Source organism: Kitasatospora sp. NPDC002040, from assembly GCF_040296785.1.
Classification (GTDB): Bacteria; Actinomycetota; Actinomycetes; order Streptomycetales; family Streptomycetaceae; genus Kitasatospora.
Window position 1 is genome coordinate 30,505 of sequence record NZ_JBEOXV010000023.1, and the last position, 17,887, is coordinate 48,391.

Annotated in this window: 9 protein-coding genes; 6 read left to right on the forward strand and 3 right to left on the reverse strand. The window is 69.8% G+C overall.

Annotated elements, in window-relative coordinates:
* Positions 1-23: 23 nt before the first annotated feature.
* From ABT118_RS30010 to ABT118_RS30020, 3 genes are all read right to left on the reverse strand, one after another.
* Positions 24-1,238: a S8 family peptidase gene (locus ABT118_RS30010; protein ID WP_350675694.1), complete on the reverse strand. Its 1,215-nt coding sequence runs from the start codon at positions 1,236-1,238 to the stop codon at positions 24-26.
* Positions 1,239-1,395: 157 nt separating this feature from the next.
* Entirely contained in the window at positions 1,396-1,968 is a 573-nt protein-coding gene (locus ABT118_RS30015) for an SDR family NAD(P)-dependent oxidoreductase (protein ID WP_350675696.1), read from the reverse strand.
* Positions 1,969-2,403: 435 nt separating this feature from the next.
* On the reverse strand, positions 2,404-9,897 hold the full coding sequence (locus tag ABT118_RS30020; protein WP_350675699.1) for a ricin-type beta-trefoil lectin domain protein: 7,494 nt from the start codon (positions 9,895-9,897) through the stop codon (positions 2,404-2,406).
* Positions 9,898-10,384: 487 nt separating this feature from the next.
* On the opposite strand from ABT118_RS30020, the gene ABT118_RS30025 reads away from it, so the two are divergent.
* From ABT118_RS30025 to ABT118_RS30050, 6 genes are all read left to right on the forward strand, one after another.
* The gene (locus ABT118_RS30025; RefSeq protein ID WP_350675701.1) at positions 10,385-14,332 is read left to right on the forward strand and encodes a ricin-type beta-trefoil lectin domain protein; all 3,948 of its coding nucleotides are present in this window, start codon (positions 10,385-10,387) and stop codon (positions 14,330-14,332) included.
* A 199-nt stretch (positions 14,333-14,531) separates the two neighbouring features.
* A complete protein-coding gene (locus tag ABT118_RS30030; protein ID WP_350675703.1) occupies positions 14,532-15,041 on the forward strand; it encodes a DinB family protein in 510 nt (169 codons plus the stop codon).
* 82 nt (positions 15,042-15,123) lie between these two features.
* A complete protein-coding gene (locus ABT118_RS30035) occupies positions 15,124-15,924 on the forward strand; it encodes an alpha/beta fold hydrolase (protein WP_350675705.1) in 801 nt (266 codons plus the stop codon).
* A gap of 9 nt (positions 15,925-15,933) precedes the next feature.
* Positions 15,934-16,701 (forward strand): TVP38/TMEM64 family protein, encoded by a 768-nt coding sequence (locus ABT118_RS30040; RefSeq protein WP_350675708.1) that lies wholly within the window; start codon positions 15,934-15,936, stop codon positions 16,699-16,701.
* Positions 16,698-17,207 carry a DinB family protein gene (locus ABT118_RS30045; protein ID WP_350675711.1) on the forward strand — a complete coding sequence of 170 codons (510 nt, stop codon included), beginning with the start codon at positions 16,698-16,700 and terminating at the stop codon, positions 17,205-17,207. Before ABT118_RS30040 ends, ABT118_RS30045 begins: the two co-directional genes overlap by 4 nt.
* A gap of 279 nt (positions 17,208-17,486) precedes the next feature.
* Positions 17,487-17,879: a cell division protein SepF gene (locus ABT118_RS30050; RefSeq protein ID WP_350675714.1), complete on the forward strand. Its 393-nt coding sequence runs from the start codon at positions 17,487-17,489 to the stop codon at positions 17,877-17,879.
* Positions 17,880-17,887: the final 8 nt, after the last annotated feature.

Consider the following 17,887-nt stretch of genomic DNA (forward strand, 5'->3'; position numbering starts at 1 on the left):
CCGGCCGACCGGGCCCTCGCCGGTTAGCTGCCGCCGGTGTTCAGCAGTTCGTTCGCCGACTCCGCCCCGAGGGCCTTGAGCACGTTCTTGGTCGACTTCTCGCTGAGCCAGTCGGCGACCTCCTCCGGCGTGGCGTCCGGGTTCGCGGCCTTGTACAGGGCGGCGACGCCGGCCACGTGCGGGCTGGCCATCGAGGTGCCGTCCATGGTCACGCTGCCGCCGCCGAGCTTCGCCGAGAGGATGCCGGTGCCCGGGGCGTAGAGGTTGATGCAGCGCCCGAAGTTGCTGAACCCGGCCTGCTTGTCGTTCACGTCGCTCGCCGCGACGGTGAACGTCCGCTTCGATCCGGCCGGGGAGATGCCGCACGCGTCCACCGCGTCGTTGCCGGCCGCCACCACGGGCAGCACGCCCTTGCGGTAGACCGCGTTGGCGGCCGCGTTCACCGAGAGGTTGGTGCCGCCGCCGAGGGAGGCGTTCAGCACGCCCGGCCCCTTCGCGTTCTTCGCCACCCAGTCGAGCCCGGCGATGATCCCGGACCAGGTCCCCTTCCCGTCGCAGCCCAGCACCCGCACGCTGACCAGCGACGCCTCCCGGGCCACCCCGAAGGTGGCCCCGGCCGCGATCCCCGCGACGTGGGTGCCGTGCCCCTGGCAGTCCTGACCGTTCCGGCCGTCGCCCATCGCGTCGTAGCCGGCCACCGCGCGACCGCCGAACTCCGGGTGCTGGAAGTCGATGCCGCTGTCCACCACGTACACGGTGACGCCCTTGCCGGTGCCCTGCACCGTGAACTGCTGGTCCAGCGGCAGGTCCTGCTGGTCGATCCGGTCCAGTCCCCAGCTGGTCGCCGGTGCCCGGGAGGCCAGGCCGCCCCGGCCGCCCCGGCCTTCCTCGCCGAACGCGCCCGCCACGGCGTCCTGCTCGACCGCCTCCGTTCCCGGCAGGCCGCGCAGGGTCTCCAGCTGAAGGGGCGTCAGCCGGGCGGCGAAGCCGTTCAGGGCCGCGCCGTAGGTGAACAGCGGCACCAGCCCGGGGAACTTCGAGCTCACGAAGGCGGCCGGGTCGACGCCCTGCCGCAGGGTGACGATGTACTGGTCCGGGATCGCCCGCGCCGTGGTGTGCAGCGGGGCGGGCGTGGCACGCCGGTCCTGGGGTGCGCCTTGAGCACTGCTCATCGGCGCCACGGTCAGGGGCGCGAGCAGCAGCAGGGCGGCGGACGCGCGTCGTACGGACGATCGCATGCGGGACTCCGTTCGAGGGGGACATGGCGGAGCAGGACGGCATGCCGGGACAGGGCGGCCGTGCTCCCCTCGAATCTTCGTCCACGACGCACCGCCACTTGAGCCTCCGTCAGCCATCCGGCCGGTCGGCTCGCCCATCAGGCGTCGTGCCCCCGGCCTACCGGGCCAGGTACCCGCCGTCCACCGGCAGGATCGCCCCGGTGATGAACGAGGCCCGCTCCCCCGCCAGGAAGGCGATCGCCGCCGCCACCTCGCCCGGCTCGCCGAGGCGCCCCATCGGGTGCGCCTGCTCCATCTCGGCCAAGTACTCTGCACCGCCCGGCTGTTCGGCCACCGCCAGCGCCGCCTCGGTCCTGATCGTGCCGGGCGCCACCGCATTGACCCGGATCCCGCGACCGGCCCACTCCACGGCCAGATGCTTCGTCAGCCCCGACGCCGCGAACTTGGCCGGCCCGTACGCCGCCTGCCGGGCCTGCCCGGCCACCCCCGAGATCGACGAGACACAGACGATCGAACCGCCCGCCCCGTCCGCGACCATCGCCTCGATCGCGTACTTGCAGGTCAGGAACATCCCCCGGCCGTCCACCGCGAGCACATGGTCCCACTCCTCGACCGTCGTCTCCAACGCATCCCCGAGCGGAATCACCCCCGCATTGGCCACCACCACATCCAGCCGCCCGAACCGCTCCACCCCCGCCCGATCCCACTGGCCGCCCCGGTCACCAGGCACGCCTTACCCGTCACCCCGAACTCGCCCACCACGGCACCCCTCTCCCTCAGCGCGGCCCGACGCCCCGTCACCCCAACCTCAACGAGACCGCCCCAAAACGGGGTGCGAACATTCCCCCCGACGCCGCGGGCGCTCTCCGGGCTCGAACACGTCCGAGCGTAAAACCGAACAGGAAGGTCGGAGCTGGTCAGGTCGGCGAAGTTGAAAGCTCTGATAAACCATGGGCTCGAGGCGATCAGCCCTGTGACCTCTCAGAGCCGCCGGCCCCGTGAAGTCTCCATCACCACTCCCCCATGCGGTTTGGTATTGACATAGGACCAGCCTGGATCCACCGGTCTGGTGGATCCAGGCTGATTCTTTACCTAGCAGGCAAGCATTTGATTTCTACTTACCCGTTCAACAAGCTGGCGCCAAATGAGAACGGCCACAGCAGACCTACCCGGAGCTCCCATCACGGAAAGCAGTGTAGCCGGGCGACTGAAGAACATTGCTCAGGTTGCTGGCTTGTTGATTCCATTCCTTCCGTGCAAAATCAAGAGCCTCGACACTAAACCACGCAGGAAGAAGAGATCCGGTAGTCTGCGCGGTCTGCTTGAGATAAAGAGAATTATCCCTCGAGGAGACCGAGAATTCGACCGTCGACCCCGGCTTGTCGAAATACCCATCCTTGATAACCGTGAATTTGAATGACGTTGGCGTGACAGAGACCGAAACCGTCCCGTCTCCGCCGAGCGGCCCTCCAATTGTCCCTACAATTCCCTCTGCAATTCCCTCCGCAATTCCCCCTGTAGCTGCCCCTGAAGCTAGCCGTGCAACGTCCCCTGCAAATTGCTTTGCAGCTCCCCCGGCTGCATGGAGCAGACATTCGGCGCCCTCCTTGAACTCCGAGCAACCCTCCACCGGGAACGGGAAGATCTCTTGCGGATGCGCCTTGAAGTAAGCCATGACTTGCTCAGGGGTCCCCAGAGTTGCAGAACCCACGTATTCCTCGTACGTGTAGTCATACTTAGGCAGGAGTTTGTCTGCGACCTTTTGGTTCTGCTCGATGTAGAAGTCGCTGCGCCCGGTGTCAGGGACGAGATGATCCTCCCACCGGTAATTTATGGCCGCCAACAGCCCTGGGGCGTCATCACTGTCGTATCCGAGAGTGCGGCACAACGAACTGCACGTACGCCCGGGCCAGTCCCGATAGTCGGGATTCGATCGGACTTTGTTCACGCTCTGTTGGAGTTGCTGAGCATTTCCTGCCGTGGTTCCGGTCTCGGAGTCCACGGCGATGAGGCCGCTGGCGTCGCTGAAGGCGATGGGGTTGTTGTTCGCGTAGGCGTAGCCGCCCATCTGGTTGGGGTCGCCGGGCACCAACAACGGGTCGGCGGTGAGGAAGCGGCCGAGGACGGCGTCGTAGTTTCGGGCTCCGAGGAGGTTGAGACCACTGCTCGTTTCGACGGGCTTGCCGAGGAATCCGTGGTTGCCCGCCCAGTTTCCGGAGGCGGGTCCGCGGAGGGCGCCGTACGGGTCGTAGGAGCGGCGGGTGACCGCCCGGGTTGCGGCGTCGATCTGCAGCGTCGACGTCTTCTGCGGGTTGGCCGGCTGGTAGCTGATGCTGCCCGTGTTGCTGCGGACGACGGTGGTCCCGTCGGGCTGCTCGTAGTAGCGGTTGGCTGTGATGCTGGTGCCGTCGGCGGACCGGGTGATCTGCTCGGCACCTCCGAACAGGTGGAGGACGGTGCCCTCGGGGCTGCGCTGGATCAGCAGGTCACCGTTGGCGTCGTAGAGGTACTTCGAGATGGCGGTGCCGGTGGTGACGGTCGCGGTGCGGCCTTCGGCGTCGTAGGTGAAGGACTGGGTGGTGCCGGAGGTGGGCTGGTTGCCGCCCGAACCCCACTTCTGGTTGGCGCCCTGGTTGCAGGTCCACAGCGCGACCCGGGTTCCGGAGCTTGTGCTGTTCCAGGGGATGTCGATGCACAGGCCGGAGCTGTGGACCAGCGCGCCCTGCTCGGTGGTGCGCCACCGCTGGCTGCTGGACCCGTCGCAGGCCCACAGTTCGATCTGGGTGCCCGAGGTGCCCTGCCCGTTCACCGGCCGAATGCAGGAGCCGAGCGCACGTACGGTGCCGTCGGTGCCGAGGGTCAGGTCCTGGGCGTTGCTGCCGTTGCAGGTCCAGGACTGGACCACGGTGCCGTTGGCGGTCCCCGAGGCGTTGATGTCCAGGCAGAGCGGGACACCGCCGGTCGCCAGCCCCGAGGTGAGGTTGCCGGTGGTGGCGGTGGCGCGGGTGGTGGTGCTCCCCGCCGCGTCGTACTGCGGGGTCAGGGTGCTGGTGTAGGACGGCCCGGTGATCGCGTTGGTGGTCGCCGGCCACTTCTGGTTGGGGCCGCCGTTGCAGTACCACAGGACGACCAGGGTGCCGGGGGTCTGGTTCGAGTTGGGCAGGTCCAGGCAGTAGGTGCTGGAGGAGTGGAACAGCGCGCCGTCCGGGGTCCCCCACTTCTGCGCGTCGCTGCCGTTGCAGGTGCCGAGTTCGACCGCGGTACCCAGACCCGCCGGTCCGGCCGGCTGGAGGCACTTGCCCAGTGCGCGCAGTGTGCCGTCACCGGGGCGGGTCCATCGCTGGGCGCCGCTTCCGTTGCAGGTGTAGCTCTGCACCGGGGTCCCGTCGGCAGAGCGGCTGGACTTGACGTCCAGGCAGATCGTGCTGCCGCCGGCTCCCGCCACGTCGGACTTGAGGGTGCTGGTCGGTACTCCCGCACGGGTGGTGACGGACTGTACGGTGTTGGGCTTGGCGGCGGGGGTGCGGCCGTTGCCCGGGTAACTGCTGGTCTGGGTCACGTCGCGGCTGGTGTCGCCGGAGATGTTGCGCCGGACCTGCTCGGTGCGGTCGCCGAGTTGGTTGTACTGGAAGCTCTGCCAGTACGGGGCGGGGCCGCCGAGTGCGTCGATGGTGACGGTGGTGTTGTTGCACCGCGCGACCTGTCCGGCTCCGGGGGTCGTGGTGCCCCAGGTGTCGGTCCAGGCCTCGGTCAGGCGCTTGAGGCCGTCGTACCGGAAGCACTGGGTGTCGAAGGTCTGGTCGGTGCCGCCCGAGGACTGCAGTTCGGACGTGGTCGTGATGTTGCCGACCTGGTCGTAGCCGTACGTGGTGGCCGAGACCGGGTTGGCGGCGGACTCCTGCAGGCTGACCCGGTTGGTGGTGAGTCGGCCGGTGGCGTCGTCCCAGGTCTGCGCGGTGCGCATCAGCTGGCCGGCGGTGCCGTAGGTGGAGCGCAGGAGTTGGCCCAAGGGGTTGTAGTTGGCCAGGTCCAGCATCCTGACGCTGTTGCTGCCGGTGCCGACCACCCCGCCTTGGACGTTGCGGGTGTAGCCGTACTTCTCGGTGGGCAGGCCACCGTCCGCGTTGTAGGAGACGCCGGCGGGCAGGGCGATGTTGTCGGTGTAGTGGTTGGTCCGGCTGTAGTCGCCGGCGAGGCCGGTTTCGGCGGCCGGGATCCTGGTGGTGTTGCCGGTGGGCTGGTAGGTGGTGGTGTAGCCGTCGATCTGCTGCACATAGGCGCTGCCGCCGGCACCGCCGACGTAGCGGGTGGACGAGGTGGGGTACCCCTTGGCGAGGGTGTCGTAGGTGAAGGAGGCGAGCAGCTTGCTCTGGTCGCCGGTGTTGGTGCCTTCGTAGCGGCCCGTCATTCGCCCGGTCAGGTCGTACGTCATGGACAGCGAGGCGCCCCGGCCGTCCGTGGTGCTGGTGACCCGGCCGAAGTCGTCGTAGGCCGTGGTCGAGGTACCGGTGTCGGGGTCGGTCTGCGAGACCCGGTTGCCCCGGAGGTCGTACTCGTACTTCCAGGAGTTGCCGACGCTGTCGGTCATCTGGGAGTGAAGGCCGCGCCGGTCGTAGGCGTAGCGGGTGGTGCTGTCACCGATGCCGGCGCCGGCGTGCACGGTGGAGGAGGTGGTCCGGCCGAGGGCGTCGGTGAGCACCGTGGTGGGGCTGCCGCCGCTGGGCGGGGTGGTGTCGACCCGGCCTGCGCCCGGGTAGGAGGTGACGGTCTGCCAGAGTTCGGTGGCCTTGGCGTAGAACTTGCTGGCGGTCGGTCGGCCGAGGCCGTCGTAGACCGTCCTGGTCGCCGAGGGCAGGGTGTTGTCGGTCTCCAGGAACAGCGCGGTGCTGGGCCCGGTGGTCGGGTCCGACCAGAGCGGGATGCTCTTGCTGACCTGGCCGTGACTGTCGTACTGGGTGGAGGTGACGACCCGTCCGCTGTCCCCGTTGGCCGGGTAGGCCTGGGTCTGCCGGGCCTTCAGGAACCCGTCGAAGACGGTGATCGAGAGGTTGTAGGTCTCGTTCTCCCGCAGGGTCCTGGTGGTGACCGTGGCTGGGTCGGGGTTGGTGCCAGCGCCGTGCAGCCCGTACTCGTAGGTCCGCTCCGCGGTCTTTCCGGCGGACTTGCTGCGGCCCGGTCCCCACCACGCGAGGCGACGGCCGAGCGCGTCGTATGTCGATTCGTTGATCCGGCCGTTCGCGTCGACGACCCGGGTGGCCAGTGCGCGGGAGGGCAGGAGCGTGGTCTTGCCCGTCCAGCCGAGCGGGCCGGTGGTGCCGACCTCGGTGGGCAGGACGTCGCTGCTCGGGGTGAAGCTGGTCAGGTTGACGGCACCGGTGGCGTCGACGCTGCGCACCACGCGTCCGTAGGCGTCGACCCCCTGGGCGTTCAGCGTCTGGTAGACCGGCTGGCCCTGCGCGTCGTAACTCTTGAGAGCCTGGGTGGCGGTGACGATGCCGAGGGTGGTGCCGTTCTGCCCGAAGGTGCCGAAGGAACCCGGGTTGTTCGGGTCGGCGCTGCCGTCGTAGATCTTCCGCTGGTCGGAGATGGTGGTCGTCGCCGACTGCGCGGTCGTGCAGGAACCGGCCACCGTGACAGTCCGGTTCGGATAGTTGAGCAGCATCGGGTTGCCGGCCGGCGGCGTGAGGTAGTAGCTCGTCGCGCAGCTGTCCGTCGTCGGGTCGGCCAGGTCCGGCTGGGTGAGGACCTTCTCCGGGCGGCCCAGGTCGTCGTACGTCCTGGTGGTCCGCCCGGTACGCCAGGTGACTCCGTCGGGCAGCAGGGCCAGACCGCGCTCACTGCCCGACTTGAGTCGGCGGGCCTCCAGTGCGGGCAGGACCGACAGCTCGGACGGCGCGGGCGCGGGCTTCTTCGACGTCCACGCGGTGCGGGCGCGCGTGGCGCCCGGCGTGAAGACGCTCGCCCCGGCCAGTTGCTTGGTGACGACGGTGCCGCCCGCCTGGGTGCGGGTCGCCGTCTCCAGCGCGGTACCCGCCAGCCAGTCGCTGTCGACCGTGCCCTCGCCGAGGGAGTTGTTCACCGTGACGCTGCGCCGGTCGCCGCGCTCCTTCTTGTAGTCACCGTCCATGCCCTGCAGGTAGGTGGTGACGCTCTCGTGGAGCGGGTCCGGGGCAGCTCCGCTGGTGGTGGTGACGGTCCGGAAGCCGCGGAAGTCGTTCCAGGTGCGGTACTGGTCGTCCGTCCGGTCCGAGTCGTCCCGGTGCCAGGCCGGTCCGCTGTAGCTGTAGGAGGTGGTCCTGGCCGGAGAGTTGGCCTTGGTCGCGTCCGAGACGGTGACCTTGGCGAGCACGCTCTTGTTGAACCAGTCCTGGAACGGCGCCGCCGCTCCGGGGGTGCTCCACCAGACCGGGAAGCAGGCCATCGTGTTGTTGTCGGCACTGGTCGGCATGGTGTTGTTCTTCCGGGAGCACTCCGCATCGCGGTAGGTCACCGCGATGGAGCTGCCGTGCTCGGTGCGGACACCGATGATCCTGGGCCGGTACAGCGGAGTTGCCTCGGGGCTGGGGGGAGTTCCTGAGCCGGAGCTCGGGGTGTCGACCCGGTTGTCCACCTCGGCACCGGTGAAGACCACCGGGTCGAGCGCGATCGCGTTGCCGCCCGTGGAGTTGTCCACGCCGGTGTGGCGGATCTCGGCGAGCCAGAGCACGGACTGCAGGGAGCCGACGCTCGTCGGGTTCTGGGTCTGACCGGTGACCGGGTCGAAGATGCCGCCGGCGTCGGAGAACGCGTGGGTCAGGTCGTACCGGTCGACGCTCTGCCAGCCACCGACGGTGCGGATCTCGGTGGTGATGCGTCCCAGGCGCTTGGTGGACCAGAACGACGGCGAGGTGGCGCGGCAGACGTTGCTGCCACTGCCGCTGGTGGCCCAGCCGCTCTGGCAGCCGAGGTCGTACGGCACGTCCGGCCAGTTCGAGGCGGTCGAGGACGAGAGGTTCTGCGCCGTGCACACCGTGTCGGAGACCACGCAACGCTCACGGACGTCGAAGCCGATCCGGGCGGACGGCTCCCGGCCGGCCAGAGCGTCGGCGAGGCGGTAGCCGTAGGAGATCCGGCTCAGGGTGCCGCCACGCGTGTAAGGCGTCAGGGTGCCGCTGCTCCCGGCAGCGGCCTGGCCGCCGCCCCTGGCGTAGTAGTTGGTCTCGTTCGCCCAGTCGTAGCGGGTCAGGTTGCCGTGCACGTCGACCGAGAAGTCGAGGTTGAACCGCCAGCCGGGCTGGGCGTCGCACTGCGAGGCCGTGCCGTTGGACGCGCTGTAGCAGGGGTCACCGCTGTTGGGATGGTAGACCGGCACGCCCCAGGCGCTGTTGGTCGCGGCGTCCGAGGTGGTACCGGGGGCGTGGTTGAGGCCGAAGTAGTAGGCGGTGCCGTCGGGCGTGGTGACCTTGAAGTACTCGCCCTGCCACAGCCCGTTGCTCGCACCGGTCAGCCGCTCGACCTTGGTGCCGTCGTCCTTGGCAAGGTGGTAGAGCCCGTTGCTGTCGCGGATCAGCTCACCGGAGCGTCCGCCCAGCGAGACGGTCGCGTTCCAGCCCGTCCAGCACTGGTCCCCGGACTTGTCGATGCCGCTGTTGCGGCACGACCGGTAGGACCGCTCCACGTAACCGGGGCTGTACGACCAGCCGTCACCGATCCAGCTCGCCTGGGAGTTGCGGGCCGAGGTCGACCCGTCGACGGACTGCGAGCTGTAGGACAGCCCCACGTCCGGACCGGTACCGGTCAGCGCAGGTGGAACGGTGATCGAGTGGTTGTAGGTGAACGCGCCCGAGGAGGACTGGGTCCAGGAACCGGAGGCGGACAGGTCCGTCGCCTCGTACGAACCCTGCGAACCGCTGGCAGCGGCCTCGGCCCCCACCGCTATACCGCCACCCGCCGAGGCAGGGGCCTGAAGGGCGTTGAGCTTGGTGCCGGCCGGGGCGTCGGCCGAACCGGCCGCGCTCTCGGGCAGGATGCCCTTGCCGGCGGCGGGCAGGGCCAGAGTGCCGGAGATCCGCTGCGTGGCCGGGTCGACCCTGGACTCCAGCGGCCGACGGGTGCGGCACTCGGCCAGCTCGGGCGTGGTCAGCGCGCAGCTGGGCATGGCCACCAGCTGCAGCCGTGACGCCCAGCCGCCGCCGTAGGCGGCGGCTATCGCGCCGTAGTCGAGGGAGACCTCGACGCTGGCGCTGTCCTTCGCACCGTCGGCGCGTGCCAGCGCGACCAGCAGGCCGTCGACACCAGCCTGCTGCGCCTGGGCCCGGTCGGCGACCTTCACCTCGACGGAGGCCGGTGCGCCCGTAGGCTCCGCGCCACCGGCAGCGGCCTTGGCCTGCTTGCCGACCTGACCGGGCGCGGCGGTGCCGACCAGGACGGGGGTGTTCCCCGCCCGGACGGGCTCAGCCTTGGCCCCGGCGCCCGACTTGGCTGCCGGTGCCCCCAGTTGCACAGTCGTGGTGGCCTTGCCCGGCCACTTCACCGCCGTGGGCGTGTAGGACTTCAGCTCCCGTGCCCCGGCCGGCCGTGGCGGGGCCGGCAGCGCCGACCGGCCGCCGGCGACCTGACCGCTGACCTTCGGCAGGGTCGGAAGCGGCACCTCCTTCGCCGGAGCGGCTGCAACTGCCAACTCGGCACCTGCGGTTGAAATAAGCAAAGCCATGGTAACGCCGAGGACAACTGCAGTGGAACGTCCACCACCCTGTCCTCCGGGCCGAAGTGGGCCCGCCCCGAACCATCTGATTCGAGAACGCATATGGATCCCCCCTTGCTGGTCAATTCCTTGGAGCCGCCACCCGGGTGGTCCGTGCGAGAAGGAAAGGCCGCCGGGCGTACGGCGGTGGAACCGTATTGTCAACCGTCCGGTCGGCGCAATAGCGTACGGCTGCGTCCACGTACACCAGTTGGCGCCAAGTCAGCTGGTACAACGTCAGAAGAGTTACCAATAGCAAGCAAAAGGGACGCTTCGCTCCGGGGAAACGTGAGGTACGCCACAGCCTTCCGCGAGCGGCTCCGACACCGAGAAAAGGACTTGCCAAACCATGGGGGAACCCCTTATCAGCCGGTCACGGCATTCAGGTGTCCGACTGGCCAGACGCATTGCTCTGATATCCGCCGTGGGCGGGCTTCTGCTCGCCACCACCGGCCCGGCGACGGCGGCGGACGACCGCAGCCCCGCCGCCGCACCGCCCGGCAGCACCGCTACGGCCAAGCTCCCGGACCCGGCGCCGGGGAGTGCCACTCAGGCCGCCCGCCTGAAGGCCAAGAGCACCGGAAAGCCCGTCACCATCGACGAGTTGACCACCGAGACGTCGCTGACGGTCGCCGAGCCCAATGGCAAGCTGACCGTGACCACCCACCTGCAGACCGCCCGGATCAAGCGGAACGGCGGCTGGGCCGACCTCGACGCCCGCCTGCGCAAGAACGGCGACGGCACCTGGTCGCCCGAGGCCACTCCCTCCGGCGTCACGCTCTCGGGCGGCGGCACCGGACCGCTGGCCACCCTCACCGACCGGGACGGGAAGAGCCTCGCGGTGAGCTTCCCGATGCGGCTGCCCAAGCCCGTGGTGCAGGACAGCAAGGCGCTCTACCCGAACGTCCTGCCGGGCGTGGACCTGCAGGTGGACGTCACCGACCAGGGCGCGGTGCGTGAGGTACTGGTCGTCAAGGATGCGAAGGCGGCGGCCAATCCGGCCCTCAAGTCCCTGCGCCTGGCCACCAGCACCAAGGGCCTGACCGTGACCACCGAGGCGGACGGCTCGCTGACCGCGAAGACCGCCGACGGCCGGGCCGCCTTCATCTCCCCCACCCCGGTCATGTGGGACTCCGCCACCACGGCCACCGCCCCGGCCTCGGTCCTCTCCTCGGAGGCCCGGAGCAAGGCCGCTGCGGAGAGCCGCTCAGGCGGACAGACCGTCACCGGCCCGTCCACGGCCGACGGCCCCGGCCAGGGGTCCCGGGTCCGTCCGATCGGGGTGCGGGCCGACCGCGACGCCATCACCCTCGTCCCGGATGCTGAACTGCTCGGTGGCAAGGACACGGTGTGGCCGCTGTTCATCGACCCGCCGTTCCAGCCGCTTCCCACCATGGGGACCAATCACTACGCCCAGGTGAAGAGGGGCTGCCCGAGCACCCCGCTGTACGACAAGCCCCAGGACCGGGGCCAGGGCGTCGGGTTCCAGCATTACGACAGTGACTGCTATGGCATGTACCGCTCGTACTTCGAACTCAACACCACATATCTCAAGCCGAACATGTACATCGACAACGCCAAGGTGACCTTCACCGAAACCTATGGCGCGGACTGGAACTGCAACACCCCGTACTCGATAACCCTCAAGTGGACCGGGGCCATTGGTGGCGGAACCGACTGGAATCACCAGCCGGGAGTCATCGGGGACGTCGACACGAAGCAGACCACCAGCGCCAGCCCCAACGGCGGCTGCGGGTGGAAGACGTACAACTTCGACGCGACGGACGAAGTCCGTTCCCTGGCGCAGCAGGACGCCGACAACTGGACGGTCGGCCTGTTCGGTGACGAGGGCGGCGACGTCAACAAGCACGGCTTCATGCGGTTCGGCCCCAATCCGTCCCTTTCGGTGACCTACGACATCGCGCCGAACACCCCCGATTCGCAGTACATCGACCCCTGGCCGATCAACCCGGGCGGCTACGGCTGCAACGGGTCGCAGCCGGGCTGGGTGGGGCGGACGGTGCTGACCGGCAACGGGAACTCCGACATCACGCTGCACGCGTGGGGCTCGACCCCGATGCCCAACACCAACATCACGCTCGGTTTCCACGTCTGGGACAACATGACCGACGGCGGCAACGGGCAGCCGTACACCACCGGTTGGCCGCCGAGCCAGACCATCAACGGTGCGGGCTGGGGCAACGCGAACATCAGCATCCCGGTCTCCGACGGCCACCAGTACGGCTGGAACGCCTGGGCCACCGACGGTCTGCTCAACAGCCCGACCTCGGGCGACTGCCACTTCAACGTGGACACCAGTCCGCCCTCGCTCGCCCAGTTCGGCAACATGCAGGCGTTCCCCCCGCTCGGCAGCGGCATCAAGCCCACCGGCCACGCAGGTGACCAGGGCACCACGATCAAGGTCAGCAGCACCGACCCCACCCCCGGCGGCTGCAACCGGCAGAGCTGCATCAAGAGCGGTGTGTGGGGCTTCCGGTACTCGCTGGACGACAACGTCCCCGTGACCGGTGGCAACACCGCCTGGGCCACCCAGAACGCCGACGGCAGCGCGAGCGCCGACATCCCGGTGCAGCTGAACCCCGACCAGTGGGGCACCCACCGGCTGTACGTGCGGGCCTTCGACGCGGCCGGCAACACCCAGCCCGAGGCAGCCGTCTACGACTTCTACGCCCCGTGGAACCCGGCCACCAAGGTGGTCGCCGGTGACCTGGACTACGACGGCACCCCCGACCTGGTCGTCCCGGCCGCCGACGGCAGCCTGACCCTGCTCCCGGGCAACTCGGACTTCACCGCGCAGCCCGGCACCGCCTCCACCCAGGCCCACTCACCCGAGGGGGACAGCTGGAACAACTACCTGATCGCACACCGCGGTTCGACCATCGACTCGAGCGTTGACGACCTGTTCGCCTACAACAAGGGCACCAGGAAGCTCTACCTCTACCGCAACGACGCCTCCCATGTCCCACAGGGCACCGCTGGGCACTTCAACCTGACCGCCGGCGTCAGCCAGATCTACAACTCCACCAGCCTGTGCCACCCCACCCGACCGGGTGCCACCAGCAACATCACCCAGATGACGGCCCTCAGCCCGACCCCGGCGGTCAGTGGCCGTCCGAACCTGGTCACGGTCGAGGACGGACACCTCTGGTACTACCGCGCCAACACCCTCGCGGGCTGCATGCTGGAGGAGGGCCAGGACATCGGCACCGGCGACTGGTCCGGCGTCACCCTGCTCTCGCCCGGTCTGGTGGGTGGTCAACTGTCCGTCTGGGCCCGTGACAACGTCACCGGCGCGGTGCACAGCTACCCGCTGAACCTCGGCACCGACGGGAAGCCGACCAACACCCTGCCCGCCCCGACCCGGAGCACCCTGGTATCGGCCGTCAGCAGCGCCCAGGGTCAGCCGATGTGCGCGGACATCGACTACGGCCGCACCGACAACGGGACCCTCGCACAGCTCTGGGACTGCAACACCAGCAGCGCCCAGATCCTCTCGCGGGCCACCGACGGCGCCGTGCACATCCTCGGCAAGTGCCTGGACATCAACCAGGGCACCACCTACAACGGCAGCATCGTCCAGCTCTGGGACTGCAACGGCTCCGGCGCCCAGAAGTGGGTCGACGGCCCGTACGCGGGCACCCTGCAGAACCCGCAGTCCGGCCGCTGCCTCGCCGTCCCCAACGCAAGCAACACCCCCGGCACCAAGCTGACGATCTGGGACTGCCTGAGCGACGCCAGCCAGCGCTGGGTCCGCCCGGCCCAACAGGCCGTCCTGGTACCCGGTCTGAGCAGCGCCGCGTTCCCCGGGCTGGAGTCCCCGGGTGACATCAACGGCGACGGCAATCCCGACCTGATCGCCACGGCCGCCCAGGGCACCATGTACCAGTTCCTGGGCACCCAGCCGAGCAACGGCCTGGCCCAGTTCGGCTCGCCCCGGAGCCTGCCCACCGCCGCACCCGCCGTCTACAACATCGCCTCGATGCACGGCGCGGGCCGGTGCCTGGACAACTGGGGCGCTCAGAACGGAGCCGACCTGCGCCTGTACGACTGCTGGAACGGCCCCGGCCAGAAGTTCACCTTCGCCACCGACGGCACCCTGCGCACCGGCGGCCGCTGCGTCTCCACCAAGGACAACGCACTCGGCTGGGGCACCACCGCGACCATCACCGACTGCACCGGCGCCGGCGGCCAGATCTGGACCTATCGCACCGACGGCAGCCTCTACAACCCGGCCGGCAACGTCTGCCTGGAACTGCCCGGGATGCAGGACGCCAACGCCCTGATCGTCGGTGTCTGGGGCTGCGCCAACTACAACCACCACCGCTGGAACCTCTTCCGCACCACCCTCTGATCGCCTCCCCACCATCCCCGGGCCCGCGCTGCCACCGGCAGCGCGGGCCCGGCCCGTTCCCCGCCTGATCCCGCGTCAGCATGTACGGCTCACCTGCCCGTCCGCCCCCGAACCCGATGGTCGATACTGACCCGGGTGCCGGGCCCGACCGGCCCCCGCCGCACCCCGCAGGCCCACCCGCACCACGAGGAGCCCAAGAATGACCGACGACACCCGCATCGGCCCGCCCAACTTCGGCAGCGAGCGCGAGATGCTGCGCACTTTCCTCGACTACCACCGGGCCACCCTCGCCATGAAGTGCGAGGGGCTGACCGACGAGGAGCTTCGGCAGCAGTCGATGCCGCCCTCGACGCTCTCGCTGCTGGGGCTGGTGCGGCACCTGGCGGAGGTCGAACGCGCCTGGTTCCGCCGTGTGTTCGAGGACAACGAGGCGCCGATGGTCTGGTCCGACCGGATCGACTTCCAGGCCGCCTACGACGCGAGCGCCTCCACCCGGGCGGAGGCCTTCACCGCCTGGGAGGCCGAGGTGGCGAACTCCCGCCGGATCGAGCAGGCCGCCGAGTCACTGGACCTGGCCGGGTACCAGCCGAGGTGGGAGGAGGAGGTCTCGCTGCGGATGGTGATGGTGCACGTGCTGCTGGAGTACGGCCGGCACAACGGGCACGCCGACTTCCTCCGCGAGGGCGTCGACGGCACCGTGGGCGCCTGACCGCTCAGCAAGCTCAGCACCCACCGAGCGCCCGCGCACAAAACCGCTGGCGGGAGGCCGTCCGGGCTGCGACCATGCGCGGATGATCAACCTCGCCGACGACCTCGGCCACCTCGCGTACACCGTCACCGGCCAGGGCTCACCCGTCCTGCTGGTGCACGCCGGCATCACCGACCACCAGGTCTGGGACCCGATCGTGCCCGCGCTCGCCGAGCGGCACACCGTGGTCCGCTTCGACCTCCGCGGCTTCGGCCGGTCCGCCGCCCCGACCGGCCCGTACCGCCCGACCGACGACGTCCGCCGCGTGCTGGACCACCTCGGGCTCGACCGGGTCCAGCTCGTCGGCGCGTCCTGGGGCGGGGTGATCTCGCTCTGCTTCGCCCTCACCGATCCCGGCCGGGTGGAGTCGCTGACCATGCTCGCCCCGCCGTGGCCGGGCTACGACTGGTCGGCGGACCTGCACGCGTACGACGAGGCCGAGACCGCCGCCCTGGCCGCCGGTGACCTGGAGGCCGCGGTCTCGGTCAACCTCGACGTGTGGCTGCGCGGCCCGTTCCGCAGCTGGGACGACGTCGCCCCGGGGCTGACCGAGCAGCTCCGCACACCCGTCCGGACCTCGCTGCTGCACCAGGACGCCCGGGACGAGCACGCCCTCGACCTCCCGGAGCGCGACCTCGCGGCCGTCACCGTCCCCACCCTGGTCGGGATCGGCCTGCTCGACGTCCCCGACTTCCAGGACATCTCCCGCCGGTACGCGGCCGGTATCCCCGGCGCCGCCCTGGTCGAGTTCCCGACGGCGGCCCACCTGATCTCGCTCGACGCCCCCGCCGAGCTGCTCGCGGCCCTGCTCCCCTTCCTGAAGGCGAACGACCCGACCGCCTAGACTCAGCGGGTGTCTGTCGTGTCGCGGGTGGTCGGGTCGCCGTGGTTCCGGTTGGGGGCGCTGCTCGCGGTGCTCGGGGCGGCGGCCGGGTCGTTGCTGCTCTGGAGCCCGACCGAGCTGCTCCGGGAGGGCGTGCCGGCCCCGGTCTTCCTGCTGGTCTACGCGCTGGCGACGCTCGCCTTCGTACCGAAGCCAGCGCTGAACGGGGCGGCGGGCCTGGTGCTCGGCACCGCCCTGGGGGTGCCGGTGGCGGTGGCCGCGACCACGCTCGGGGCACTGCTGGCGTTCTGGCTCGGCCGGGCGCTGGGACGGGACGCGGTCCGGCCGCTGCTGCGCGGGAAGGTCGCCTCGGCGCTGGACCGGCGGCTCAGCGAGCAGGGCTTCCGCAGCATGCTGCTGGTCCGGGTGATCCCGGGCGTCCCGTTCCAGGCCGCCAACTACGCCGCCGCCTTCTCCGGCGTCCGCACCCTGCCCTACACCGCGGCGACCGCGCTCGGCGTGGCCCCGGGCACCGCCGCGTACGTGATCGCCGGGGCCAACGCCGACGACCCCGGCTCCCCGGCCTTCCTGATCTCGGCCGCGCTGATCGTGATCATGTGCCTCTTCACCCTGGTCGCCGGCTGGCGGGCCTGGCGCCGGAGGCCGTCCGCCACGGCTTCCCCCGCGCCGTCTCCCACGACGTCCCCCGCGCCGTCCCCCGGCCGGGGCAACGCCCCTGACGACCCGTCTAATTCGCTGTCCGTTGTCGGTCCGGTCCGCCAGGATGACTGTCCATGAGCACCACGGCCCACCCGATCCCCCCGTACGCCGCCGACGAGACGGCCATGCTGACCGCCTGGCTCGACTTCCACCGCGCCACGCTCGCCCGCAAGTGCGAGGGGCTGGGCGCCGAGCAGCTCCGGCTCCGCTCGGTGCCGCCGTCGAGCCTCTCGCTGCTCGGCCTGGTGCGCCATCTGGCGGAGGTGGAGCGGTACTGGTTCCAGCACATCCTGCTCGGTGCCGAGTTCGACGCCGTGCACTGGACCGAGCAGTACCCCGACGGCGACTTCGACCTGGTCGACACCGCCGAACCGGCCGAGGACTTCGCCCGCTGGCGGGCGCAGATCGCGCTGGCGCAGCAGGCGGCCGCCGGGCTGCCGCTGGAGACGGTGGGTCAGCAGCCGCGCCGGGGCGAGCAGGTGACGCTCCGGTGGATCCTGGTCCACATGATCGAGGAGTACGCCCGGCACAACGGACACGCCGATCTCCTCCGCGAGCTGATCGACGGCACGACCGGCGACTGAAACGACCGAATCCGTTACAGGACTGTTGACGAACAGTCAACTGTGGCCTGACGCACACCGATATGGTCTACGCGCGGAACCGTACGGCGAGCTGCGGCGTCGCAGGAGATGCCCGGAAAATCCGGGTTGTCCCGCGAGCCACGCCCCGCACGGCGGTCGCGAACGGGCACCGAAGCGGTGATCAGTGCGATACTCGGACAGTTCCGACGGATGGATGACGCGTCAAGAAGACGTGGTCGCCCGGGGGGACGAGTTCGGGACGAGACAGGGAGGCGCGGCATGGGAGCACTTCGCGACGAGCACCACAACGGGTGGCTGATGCCCTCCGGCAACTACCCCGCCGCGGTCTACGAGGATTCGTGGCCCACCCAGGAGTCGGCGATGGCCGTCCCCGCCCCGGCGAAGATCGTCTCGCTGAAGCCGACCGGCTTCGAGGCGGCCCGCACCGTCGGCGAGCACATCCGCGCGGGCGTGCCGGTGGTCATGGACGTCACCGAGATGACCGACGCCGAGGCCAAGCGGATGGTGGACTTCGCTTCCGGTCTGGTCTTCGGCACCCAGGGCGGCATCGAGCGGATCGCCCGCCGGGTCTTCCTGCTCACCCCCGCCGACGTCGAGGTGATGGTGATCGACCGCCCGCTCGACGAGACCGGCTTCTACAACCAGAGCTGAGCAGCACT